At 72.2% G+C, this 11,328-nt stretch carries 10 protein-coding genes and 1 pseudogene; 3 read left to right on the top strand and 8 right to left on the bottom strand.

The window, feature by feature from the left end; genetic code table 11:
* Nucleotides 1-274: 274 nt before the first annotated feature.
* The 8 genes and pseudogenes from ACFXHB_RS43210 to ACFXHB_RS43175 form a co-directional block, all read right to left on the bottom strand.
* Nucleotides 275-1,339 (bottom strand): IS110 family transposase, encoded by a 1,065-nt coding sequence (locus ACFXHB_RS43210; protein ID WP_380582470.1) that lies wholly within the window; start codon nt 1,337-1,339, stop codon nt 275-277.
* Between the two features lie 70 nt (nt 1,340-1,409).
* Nucleotides 1,410-2,045 carry an acetyl-CoA carboxylase biotin carboxylase subunit family protein gene (locus ACFXHB_RS43205; RefSeq protein ID WP_380582468.1) on the bottom strand — a complete coding sequence of 212 codons (636 nt, stop codon included), beginning with the start codon at nt 2,043-2,045 and terminating at the stop codon, nt 1,410-1,412.
* Between the two features lie 20 nt (nt 2,046-2,065).
* The gene (locus tag ACFXHB_RS43200; protein WP_380582466.1) at nt 2,066-2,224 is read right to left on the bottom strand and encodes a hypothetical protein; all 159 of its coding nucleotides are present in this window, start codon (nt 2,222-2,224) and stop codon (nt 2,066-2,068) included.
* Nucleotides 2,221-3,558: an MFS transporter gene (locus tag ACFXHB_RS43195; protein WP_380582464.1), complete on the bottom strand. Its 1,338-nt coding sequence runs from the start codon at nt 3,556-3,558 to the stop codon at nt 2,221-2,223. The genes ACFXHB_RS43200 and ACFXHB_RS43195 overlap by 4 nt, the downstream gene beginning before the upstream one ends.
* A complete protein-coding gene (locus tag ACFXHB_RS43190; protein ID WP_380582462.1) occupies nt 3,530-4,864 on the bottom strand; it encodes an ATP-grasp domain-containing protein in 1,335 nt (444 codons plus the stop codon). Before ACFXHB_RS43190 ends, ACFXHB_RS43195 begins: the two co-directional genes overlap by 29 nt.
* A complete protein-coding gene (locus ACFXHB_RS43185) occupies nt 4,861-5,325 on the bottom strand; it encodes a hypothetical protein (protein WP_380582461.1) in 465 nt (154 codons plus the stop codon). The genes ACFXHB_RS43190 and ACFXHB_RS43185 overlap by 4 nt, the downstream gene beginning before the upstream one ends.
* Before the next feature lie 558 nt (nt 5,326-5,883).
* A pseudogene (locus ACFXHB_RS43180) lies at nt 5,884-6,426 on the bottom strand (class II fructose-bisphosphate aldolase); the annotation flags it as partial.
* A gap of 957 nt (nt 6,427-7,383) precedes the next feature.
* Entirely contained in the window at nt 7,384-7,482 is a 99-nt protein-coding gene (locus tag ACFXHB_RS43175; protein ID WP_380582472.1) for a hypothetical protein, read from the bottom strand.
* A 517-nt stretch (nt 7,483-7,999) separates the two neighbouring features.
* Between ACFXHB_RS43175 and ACFXHB_RS43170 the strand changes: the two genes are divergently transcribed.
* The 3 genes from ACFXHB_RS43170 to ACFXHB_RS43160 all read left to right on the top strand — a co-directional run bounded on the left by ACFXHB_RS43170 (nt 8,000) and on the right by ACFXHB_RS43160 (nt 11,193).
* Nucleotides 8,000-8,713: a TNT domain-containing protein gene (locus ACFXHB_RS43170; RefSeq protein ID WP_380582459.1), complete on the top strand. Its 714-nt coding sequence runs from the start codon at nt 8,000-8,002 to the stop codon at nt 8,711-8,713.
* A gap of 201 nt (nt 8,714-8,914) precedes the next feature.
* A complete protein-coding gene (locus tag ACFXHB_RS43165) occupies nt 8,915-9,889 on the top strand; it encodes a cytochrome c oxidase assembly protein (protein WP_380582457.1) in 975 nt (324 codons plus the stop codon).
* A 305-nt stretch (nt 9,890-10,194) separates the two neighbouring features.
* Entirely contained in the window at nt 10,195-11,193 is a 999-nt protein-coding gene (locus ACFXHB_RS43160; protein ID WP_380582455.1) for a YdcF family protein, read from the top strand.
* Nucleotides 11,194-11,328 lie beyond the last annotated feature (135 nt).

Below are 11,328 nucleotides of genomic sequence, written 5' to 3'. Positions count from 1 at the left end.
GCCAGCATCCCCGACTCCGTCTCCTGACGAATGACGTGCTCGGAGACGACCGCCAACCCCAACCCCCGACAGACAGCCTGCTTGACGGTGTCCGTGTCTCGTCTCGGACTCGGGCAGGGTATACCGGGTGCCGTGTTCACCCGGACACCGTTCCTGGCCTTCGATGCCGTCCGGTCGGGCACGTTTATGTCAACTGCCCTGGGTGTCAGCCTGCGCTCTCACCTGCCAAGCAGGGATGAAGGTCTCAGCTTGATTCTGAAGCTTCTATAGATCGTCAAGCTGTAGGAGACGACCCGAGTGCGCTGCTGAATGCGCTGGTGAGGTGGTGGAAGACCTCTCGCGCGCCGAAGCGCTTGAGGCATCTGAAGATGTCCTTCGTCTTGAGTCCTTCGCCGGTGCGTCGTGCGACGTAGTCGCGGGTGCGCGGGTCGTGACGCATGCGGACCAACACGATCGTGTGCGGTGCGCGGTTGGCCTGGCGGTCTCCGCCACGGTTGAGGCGGTGGCGGTCGGTGCGCCCGGAGGATGCCGGCACGGGTGCGGCGGCGCACAGGTGGGCGAAGGAGGCCTCGGAGGCGAGTCTGTCGGGGTTGTCCCCGGCGGTGACCAGCAGCTGGCCGGCGGTCTCGGTCCCGACGCCGAGCAGTGCGAGCAGTCCGGGTGCGGTGTGGGTGATCAGGGCGCGGAGCTCGGCGTCCGCGTCCGCTATCTCCTCGCTCAAGTACCGGTAGCGCCTGGCCAGAGGCTTGAGAGCTACTTTGACGGCCGTGGCCGGGTCCGCCAGATCGTTGCCCGGACGACTGACGGCCGGCCGTCGGACCAGCTCGGTGGTGGTCAGCGAGCGCAGCGCTTCGCGTACCTCGGCGGGCGCGGTGATGATCAGTGATTTGATCTGGTTGACGGTCTGGGTACGGGCCTTGACGGCGCTGGCGCGTACCACGCGCAGTCCGCGGATTGCCTCGACCGCGCCGTCGCGGTGCTTCGGGGTGCCGGTGGCCCGACCGGCGAGTACCGCAGTTGCGGCGGCATAGGCATCGATGGGGTCGGACTTCCCGGACACACGGCGAGCGCGACGGTCGGGTCGGTCCACCTCGATGACAACGATCTGGTTGGCACGGAGGTAGCGGGAAAGCTCGGCACCGAAGGAGCCTGTGCCCTCCATCCCTACGGCCTGTACTTGGCCGTGGGAATGGAGCCACTCCAGCAGGTCCCGGTAGCCCGCGGGCGTTGTGGGGAACGCCTCGGTGGCCAGGTGCCGGCCGATGGTGTCGATGACGGCGGCCTGGTGGAGGTCGGTGTGGGTGTCGATCCCGCCGATCACCTCGATGGGCTGTGACATGGTGGCCGGGTTCCTTCCGTGCGCGGCGAATGGGCTCGCGCGCACCGGCCGGCAGACGGACACGACAGAGTCAAGCTGAGGCGAAGCCGGTGGCTTCGACGAGGCGGCCGGTGAGTCGGGCGAGCAGATCCGCGGGGAGGCCCGTAGGCACGACGTGGCCCAGTTCCACCGGTCGGCGCGCGCTCTGGACGCGCTTGGCCGTGACATTGACGAAGACGACCTCGCCACGGTGGACGAGGGCCTCCGTACTGACCTCCTCTCCGGTCAGGCGCTCCTCCACCAGGTACCGGGTGGGCAGGGCACGCTTCGGCCTGCGCAGCGGCGCCTCGTCCGCCACGCATTCCGCCCAGGCCGCGCCGAGACCGTCGTCCGGGCCGAGCGGCAGGACTACCAGGCTGCCCTGCCGGTTCGTCGGCTTGAGCACGCACACCCCACCGTGCAGCTCGCGGAAGACCCTCACGTCCCGCGCGCCGAAGGCCTCGCGGAAGGCGGGCTGCGGAATCCCCGCGGTCCGGCATCGCATCCTCAGGCGGAGCTTGTCCCGCAGGACCAGCGCGGCGCCAAGGGTCGCCCCGGGCAGTCCCCACTGTTCGGCAAGGGCGGCCGCGGCGACGACGCCGTACTCGTTGGCGGGTGTCACCACGCGCACCGCGTCAGGCCGTGGGACGGCGGCGAGCACGGCCTGCGGATCGTGCTCGTCCTGCACCGGGGCACCGAACAGCCCCGCTACGGCAGCGCCTTCAGGTGCTGCTCGACTGCTCGGGCCTCGATCACGTCGGGTTCCTCAATGACGAGGACGGACGCCGGCGACAGCAGCCGATCGAGTTCTGCCAGCAGCGACGTGTTGAAGCCGACCACGACGTGGGTGGTGTTCGGTGCGGTCATCGGGCGTTCTCCTCAGGTGGTTCGGTGCGGACGGCCGGGGCGGTGGGCAGGTCGCGCCCGTGGCGGACCGGTCCGGCGAGCAGGGCGGCGACGCTGAGGGCGGTACCGGCGGCGGCGATCCAGACCGTGGGGCGCAGGCCGAGAAGGGTGCCCAGGCTGCCGCCGAGCAGGGCGCCGACGGGAATGGTGCTGTAGTTGACGAACCGTCCGCCGGCGACGACGCGGCCGAGCAGGTGCGACGGAACGTAGGCTGCCCGGAAGCTGCCGAAGATCACGTTGAACGCGATGACCCCGGCTGTCGTCAGCAGGCCGCCCGCCACCAACATGACCAGGCGCGGCCCGTGGCCCGTGAGCGGGACGAGCAGCGCGGCCGGAGCGGTGCACAGGTTGCACAGCAGCAGGCCGCGCGCGGTGCCGAAGCGCCGGGTGATCCTGGTCGCGACAGTCGCCCCCAGGACTCCGCCGAGGCCAATGGTGCCCAGTAGCCCGCCGACGACGCCCGGGCTCAGGCCGACATCGTGCAGGAGGAAGACCACCAGCACCGCTTGCAGGACGCTGCCGGTCAGGTTGGTCAGGGCGGAGAAGCCGCAGATCGAGCGCAGGTAGGGGTCGCGGACGAGGAACCCCAGACCCTCGCTGATCTCCCCGCGCAGTGAGCGGGTGCCGGCGGCCGGGTCACGTGGCGGGCGCCGGTCGGTGGTGGTGATGCGTCGCAGGCACAGGGCGGAGACGGCGAAGCTGAGGGTGTCCATGAGCAGACCGAGGACGGGGCCGGCCAGTTGGGCGAGCAGACCGCCGAGCCCGGGGCCGGCGACCTGGGCTGCCGCTTCGGTCCCCTGCATCCTGGCATTGCCCTCGGGCAGGTCCGCGGGGGCCAGCAGGCTGGGCAGGAGCACCTGGTAGGCCGTCGAGAAGAATACGCCGGCGGCCCCGGCGAGCAGTGCCACCACGACGAGTTGGGGGAATGTCAGCATGCCGAACCAGGCTGCGGCCGGAACGCTCCCCAGGAGCAGCAGCGATGCGAGGTCGCAGACGACCATGACCGGCCGGGGTGCCCATCGGTCGACCAACGCGCCTGCCGGCAGGCCGACGATCAGCCACGGCAGCCAGACGGCGGCTTCGAGTACGCCGACGCCGAAGGCGGTGGTGTGCAGGGTGAGGACGGCGATCAGCGGCAGGGAGACGGTCGTGACGGCGCTGCCGAGCTTGCTGGCACCCTGGCCGATCCACAGCAGCCGGAAGTCACGCTGCCGCCACAGGCCCTCGTGGCGCTCGCGCTGCGGTGCCGGCCGGAGGGGCGTCTGGTCAGCTCGCGGGCGGGCCCTGCTCCGCATGGTGTCCGCTCCCTTCCCGCTGTTGCCCGTTCGGCCGCCGGTATCCGAGCAGTTCGGCCTGGTCCAGGCTGCGGCGCGGCCCGTTGGCGGTGGCGGGCTCAGGTGCCTGCGGCGCCGGTTCGGGCCGGGTGTGGAAGACCACCCGCTGCGCGCAGTGCTCGCCGGCCGCCATCGCCGCGGCTGCGGTGTCGCCCGTGGTGAGGACGAACCCGGGGCGGTCGTCGGACCACTCCACCGGGCCGAGACGCTGCCCCGGTGTCACGTTGATCTGCAGTTGGACGACGTCAGGCCGTTCGGCGACGTCGGTACCGGTGATCTCGGTGAGCGTCCCCGGCTGTGCCGCGAGGAAGCGTACGGCGGCGGCGCGTCCAAGCGGCGGCGGCTCCTGCAACGGGGGGACCAGGTCCAGGGCCCAGGCGACCGTCAGGGTCTCCATGTCGATTCCGTAGACCAGTTCGACCAGTTCGTTGATGCGGTCGCCGCCACGGCGGTTGTGGCCCTCGATGATCCGGGGGCCGTCCGGAGTCAGCTTGACCTCGATGTGGGAGGGGCCGTCGGTGAGTTCCACCGCGTCCAGGAAGTCCCGCACCAGGATCACGACGGCGGCTTCGGTCGCGGCGTCGAGCCTCGCGGGCACCGCGTGACCGGCTTCGACGAAGCTGTCGCCCACCAGCTTGTCGGTCACGGCCAGGACGAGGTGGCGTCCGTGGAAACTGAAGCACTCCGCACTGACCTCCGGCCCGTCGAGGAACTCCTCGGCCAGGAAGGCCGGGCTTCCCACTGCCTGGAAGCCTGCCGACACGGCCGCTGCCTCGGCCGGTCCGTGCACCAGGGCGATCCCGTAACTCCCGTACCCGGCGATCGGCTTGGCGATGAACGGGTAGCCGACCCGGTCTCCGAAAGCGGTGAGGTCCGCGGCGCTCGTGCCGATGGCAGACCGGACCGGGCTCACGCCCCGCTCGGCCAGCCGGCCACGCATCGCCCACTTGTCCGTGAGCAGCCGCACGGTGTCGCGCGAGGGCCCGCGCAGCCCCAGCGTGCTGTTCAGTTCCGCCACCGGGAGCAGGGCGTCCTCCGCGATCCCCACCACCGCGTCGAACGGGTGGGTGCTGTGCAGGGCCACCACCGCTGGGACGAGCAGCGCCTGGTCGGTGTAGTCGAGCAGCAGTGTCACATCCGCGTACTCCCGGGTTTCCGGCTGGTGGAGTTCGGGGTGCTGGACGTACCAGACCTCGACGCCCAGCTCCTTGGCCTTCTTGAGCAGCGGCTTCTTCCAGCCGACCACGAGAACGCGTCGCCGTGTCACGGCGTACTTCCCTTCAGTGCTGAACTCCCCCGGTCGACGGAGGAGACGGTGATTCCGATGGCGGGGGCTACCTGCTCGCTCAGGGCGGTCGTGCCGGCCGTGCTGGCGGCCCGTGCGACAACCACACCGGCCTTCCTTTCGCAGCCGGACAGCAGCGGGCGGATCACGTCTGCGACGGCGCAGCCCAGCGCGACGATCACCGAGTCCGGGAGGTCGGCCGGGACGTGGAGGGCGGTGATCGTCCCCGGCGCCGGAAGGATCGCGTGGCCGGCGGCTCCCGCCCCGGGGGTCGGTAGGCTCGGCGGTGGTGGCAGCAGGCCGAGCGGCAGGCCCACGGTCAACTGCGGCAGGTCCACCCCGTAGGCCAGGCGCACGATGTCGGCGATGCCCGCGCCGCCGACCCGGGCGTGGGACTCGATGGTCCGCGGGCCCGCCTCCACCACCAACGGAGCCCTCGTCACCCAGCAACCGGACACCGACAGCGCACTCCAGCACTGGACCGTCAACTAACCACCACCACAAACACCTGAGCAGGACAGGGCCTCCCGACCGAAACGGACACACCGTCCGAACCAGCCGGGAGGCCCCCACCTTTTGCCCGCACCACCTGCCCGCCTCCCGCCCTGGGCGGCATCCTCGCCCCGTCCGGGGCGCCGGCCTGTGCGTTGAGGGTCGACAGGTCCTCGCCTCCGTGTTCCGGGCCGCCGGCGCCGGACCCTGCCTGGCTCGTCCCCGGCGCCCGCCCGGGTGGTATCCGGGCACGCACCTCGCGCCACGGCCCCTTCGGCATCCGTCATGTCCGAGAGGTGCTCCGGCCGCCTGTGCATCCCGGCCTGTGGGAAATGGGAACCCCCTGCGAGTGGGACCCTCGGGGTCGCTTCACAGGGGATGGCTGCCGACATCGTCAGCGCTGACGCCGCCTTCCCAGGATCGTTCCGAGGGCCCGAAGGTGCCAGGACGTCAGGTGGAAGGCGGCAAGGCCCAGCACCTGCTCGCAGCACCAGCTGGGCAGCAGTCTGCCTGCCGGGGTTGAGCACGCGCAGGAGAAGCGTCGCCTCTGCCGCGACGGCGTCGCGCGCGGGCCCGAGGTACCTGCGCGGGTCGGCGGTCGTGGCATCCGCATCGAGGCGGGTGCGGACGGACTGGGTGAACGTCCTGTTGAGGTGGGTGGAGATGTTGACCTTCGTCATGCCGACGGCAACGGCGCGGGCGATGTCAGCGTCGCCGACGCCGGAGGAACCGTGCAGGACGAGCGGGATGCTCACCGCGGCGCGCGGCCGGGCGATGAGGGCGAAGCCGAGGGTGGCGTCACGGGTGAGCATAGCGTGGGAGCCGCCGACGGCCACGGCAAGCGAGTCGACGGCGGTGGCGGTGACGAACTCCCGTGCCTGGTCCGGGTGGGTGCGCACGCATGGGGCGTGGGCGCCGTCCTTGCCGCCGACCTCGCCGAGTTCTGCCTCCACCCAGACGTCGCGGCTGTGGCAGTACGCCGTGATGTCGCGGGTGGTGGGGACGTTCTCCCAGCAGGGGAGTTTGGAGGCGTCGAACATGACGGAGATGAAGCTCCGCGACATCGACGACTTCGAGGCCGGCCGCCGCGGCGAGAACGTCCTCGTGCCACGCGACTGACCCATCCCGAACCCCGCACGCCGCACGCCGCGCCCAGGCCTCGGCAGGGGCGCGGCTGTCGCCTTTTGGACTAGACCAATGTCGATTCGGTCAACTCCTCCACATCTCCTCCTCGCCCTCTCCCGCTCCCCCGTAGCGTGACCACGCCCTCGCGCACCGCGAGGCGACCGACCCGGGGAGAGGTCCATGAACTCACTTCTGCGCAAGGCTCGTTGGATCGCCGTCTGCGCCACCTCCGCCACGCTCCTGTGCGCCGTGCCGACTGCCGCCACCGCCGCCACCAGCACGGGCGACGCGGCCGCCACCGCGGTCGGGTGGCGGGCGTTCGGCATCGCCGTCAGCGCCGACGGCAACCGCGCCTACGTCGTCGCCGAGGACCGCATCGGCACCGGCTACCCCGCCGTCCTGCGCACCGTCGACACCCGCACCGGGACGGTCGTCGCGCAGACCCCGCTCGGCGAGGACGGCACCGTCGGCCGGCCCGTGCTCAGCCCCGACGGCAACCGGCTCTACGTCCTCGCCGCCGACCACCTGCTGACCGTCGACCTCGGCGGCCGCACCGTGCTCTCCCGCACGCCCGTCGACGGTCCACGCTCGCTCGCCGTCAGCGCCGACGGCTCCCGGGTGTTCGTGACCCAGTCGGGGTCGTCCGGGCCCGGCCGGGTGCTGGTCTTCGACACCTTCAGCCGCTCGTTCACCGGCGCAACCACGCTCGACGACTCCACGGTCGACGGGATCGCCCTCCACAACGGCGGCGCCGACGCGTATGTCGCCACCGGCGCCGGCGTCGTCCACCTCGACCTGACCACCCCCGTGCCGACCGTGATCCGCACCGTCCGGCCGCTGGCCGCCGCGACCGAGGTCGCCGCGTCCCCCCAGGGCACCCGGCTCTACGCCCTCGGCAGCCGCTCCGCCCAGGGGTCCGGGTACGAGCTCGACCCCTTCACCGACACCTCCCGCACGGCCTTCACCCTCGGCGGCCCGGCCACCTCCGCCGACACCCACCTGGTGTCGGTCTCCCCGGACGGCGGCCGTCTGTTCGTCCTCAAGGACGGCTGGAAGCCCTCGGCCGCCGTCCTCGCCTACGACACCGCCTCCCGCTCCTTCCTGCCCTCGGTCGGCCTCACCGACTTCGGCCTGGACGGCGTCGGCGCCACCGCCCTCGGCCCCGACGGGCACACCCTCTACGTGGCCGGCCCGCGCGGTGAGACCAGCTACCTGAAGTCCGTCACCTTCTGACCAGGCCCGAGGTCGGGTGCGCGGGCCCGCACCGCCCGCGCACCCGACCGACCTCCGGCAGCCCCCGGACGCCTTCCGCCGCCCGTCGGCCGCCGCACGGGGTGTGGTCGGCGCACAGGGCCGAACGGGTGGGCACGGCGGGAGCGGAACGGTCATCCGCGAACAAACAGTGTCGCTTTGTGTCACCGTGCGGGTGCCAAACGCCACCGGACGGGCAGTAGGAGCCGGTGGCCGTGGCCCCCACTCCCCCTCCGAACGGAACCGCCCATGCGCAGCCCCGCTCTCGCCGCCTTCACGATGGCAGCCGTTCTGCCCCTGACCGGGCTGGCCGCGACCGGCACCGCCGTCGCCCAGTCCACCGCCTCCCAGCGGGTGCCGATCGCCGAGTGCGACAACGTTCCGAAGGTCTACGACGCCGGCGCGGAGAAGTACCTCTGTACCCGGGTCGAACTCGGCCCGGCCGTCCTGCCGACCGACCCGGTGGTGAAGGAGCTGCTGAAGGACTACGACCGGCTCGGCGGAGTGACGCCGGCCCGGTTCCTGGACTGGTACCGGGACTGGCGGGGCTGGAAGTACCCGGACCACAACGGTTTCAGCGACAACAACGGCGACCTCGACATGACCGAGCGCGAGCTGAAGGCCGGGAAGAAGCTGGACCGGTTCGGGAACAACGCTCGTGGGAAGTTCCTGGCCCCCGGCGGCACGCCGTTCGCCGAGCGCGCCCTTCCGCCGGACTCCCTCAACGGCGGGGACGCCAACTACCACTGCTTCGAGGTGAAGAAGCCGTTCAAGGTCCAGGAGGGCCACATCGCGGGCGCGTTCTCGCAGCCGGGCAACGGCCTCCAGCAGTGGCTGGACCCGGACCTCAAGCCGAACGACCCCGGCCTGAAGACCTTCGACGTCGCCGGCCTCATCGACGCCGACTACCTGACGGAGCACAGCGACAAGGAGTTCTGCCTGAAGAAGGGCAACGGGTCCTGACCCACGCCGGTCCGCACGGGCGGGGCGGCGCGCAGGTCGGCGACCGGCGCGTTGCCCCGCCGGACCGAAGCAGGGGGCGGAGGAAGATCCGGAGTAAGGCCCGCCTAGGCTGTGGAGGCAAGCAAAACGGGCGAACCGGACCCATCCAGGGGCCGTGACGAGGGAAAGCGGGACCCGCCGATGGGCGACGGAATGTCAGGGATGCACCACCACGGCGGAATGGCAGAGCTGGGCCCGTTCTCCCTGTCCAACGTCTTGACCTGGTCCCCCGACTGGGTGTTCCTGATCGGGAGCCTGGCCGCCCTGGCCCTGTACGGCGCGGGCGTCGTCCGGCTGTACCGGCGCGGTGACCGCTGGCCCGTCGGCCGGTCGATCGGCTGGGCGGCGGGCATCGGCTCGGTGATCCTGGTCACCTGCACCGGGCTGAACGACTACGGCATGGTGCTGTTCAGCGCGCACATGATGCAGCACATGGTGCTCTCCATGCTGTCGCCCATCCTGCTGCTGCTCGGCGCGCCGATCACGTTGGCGCTGCGGGCGCTGCGTCCGGCCGGCAAGGGCCGGCCGCGCGGGCCGCGCGAGCTGCTGGTGGCCCTGCTGCACAGCACCTACGTCCGGGTGATCTCGCACCCGGGCTTCACCATCCCGCTGTTCATCGCGAGCCTCTACGGGGTCTACTTCACCCCACTGTTCGACTTCCTCATGCAGTACCGGCTCGGGCACATCTTCATGATGGTGCACTTCCTCGCCGCCGGGCTGGCGTTCTTCTGGCCGATCATGGGCGTGGACCCGGGCCCGCACCGGCCGGGCCATGTGATGCGGATCATCGAGCTGTTCATGGGGATGCCGTTCCACGCCTTCTTCGGCGTCGCGGTGATGATGGCCAGCCACCCGCTGGTGACCACCTTCACCGAGGAGGCGGCGCCGCCCGGGACGAAGCTGCTGGACGACCAGAAGCTGGCCGGTGGCATCACCTGGGCGTTCGGCGAGATCCCGACCGCCATCGTGCTGATCGCGCTGGTCTACCAGTGGATGCGCTCCGAGCAGCGGGTGTCGCGCCGCCGGGACCGTGCCGAGGAGCGCAGCGGCGACGCCGAGCTGGCCGCGTACAACGCCTATCTGGCCTCGCTGGACCAGCGTGGCCGGCGCAGCGCGCCGACGGCCGACGCCGGCTGACCGTTCCCGCCTCCGACCAGGCCCCCGCCCACCCGGCGGGGGCCTGGTCGTTCCCGGGCACGGCCGGAAGGCCGTGAGTCCGCGGCTCAGGCGCGCCGGCCTGCTCGTGCTCACCTTCCTGGTCGCCTTCCTGCTGCCCCGCCACGCCCGCCCGCACGAGGAGGGGTGAGCCCGGCGCCCGCGCCACCGGAGCCCGCGCGGGCACCCGCACCACCGCCCCCACCACCGCCCCCACCTGCGCCGCCGCCCGCCGGGTCGGTCCAGGCGGGCAGCGGCGCCGCGTCGTCTGTGCCTACGATCCCGGCATGCAAGCCCTTCTGATGTCCGCCCTGCTCGCCGTGGTCCTGCTCTCCCGGATCCAGGAACCGAGGAGGTTCGGCAACGGGGTGCTGCTCGGTCTGATCGCCGTCTGCGCGGCGCTCGGCACGGTGAGCGCCGCCGGCCACTTCGCCGCACCGGCGGCCGGCGCCGTCACGGCCGCGGTGGCGGGCGCGGTCTGGCTGAGCGGGCTGGTGGCGGCCGCCCTGCTGGTGGCCAACGGGGTCACCATGGTCCGGCGGGAGGGCACCCGGCCGGCCAGTCTGCTGTCACTGCTCGCCGGCGCGGCCCTGCTCGGGCTGCTGGCGCTGCTGCTCTCGGCCACCTACCTCAGTGTCCGGGCGCTGCGGGCGGTGGCCGGGGCCGCCGTACTGCTCGGCGGCTACGGCGCCTTCCTGCTGCTCTGCTTCCTCGGGTACACCCTGTTGTACCGTCGACTCGCCCCGCGGCCGGGCGCCGACTACGTGGTGGTGCTGGGCGCCGGACTGGACGGCTGCGAGGTACCACCGCTGCTCGCCTCCCGGCTGGACCGGGCGGTCGCGCTCTACCGCGCCGAGGAGGCCGCCGGGCGCCCGCCGCTGCTGCTGGTGACCGGCGGCAAGGGGCCGCACGAGAGCTGCACCGAGGCCTCGGCCATGGCGGAGCACCTGGTCGCCGCCGGCTGCCCGCGCGAGCGGATCCGACGCGAGGAGAAGGCCACCAACACCACCGAGAATCTCGCCTTCAGCCGGGAGCTGATGGAGCGCGAGCGGCCCGGTTACCACTGCACCGTGGTGACCAGCAGCTTCCACGTGCTCCGCTCCGCCGTCACCACCCGCCGGGCGGGCGTGCCCGGGCAGGTCGTCGGCGCGCCGACCGCCGGGTACTACTGGCCCAGCGCCGCCCTGCGCGAGGTGGTCGCGACGGCGCTGATGTACCCGCGGGTGAACGGCGCCGCCGTCCTGCTGCTCACGGTGGCGGGCGCGTGGGCGGGCTGGCGGTGGTGAGCCGGCCGGGCCCCGGGCCCACCGGAGACGGAGAGGCCCCCCGGGGCGCCGGGGCCGGCCCCGGGGGCCCGACCGCCAGCCAGGGGGCCGCCGGGCCCCCCCCCCCCGCCCCCCACACGACAGCCACGTTTGGCC

It is taken from the genome of Kitasatospora sp. NPDC059327, assembly GCF_042752535.1.
Classification (GTDB): Bacteria; Actinomycetota; Actinomycetes; order Streptomycetales; family Streptomycetaceae; genus Kitasatospora.
The sequence above is the reverse complement of the archived record's forward strand: the minus strand, read 5'-3'. Positions and strand labels throughout refer to the sequence as shown.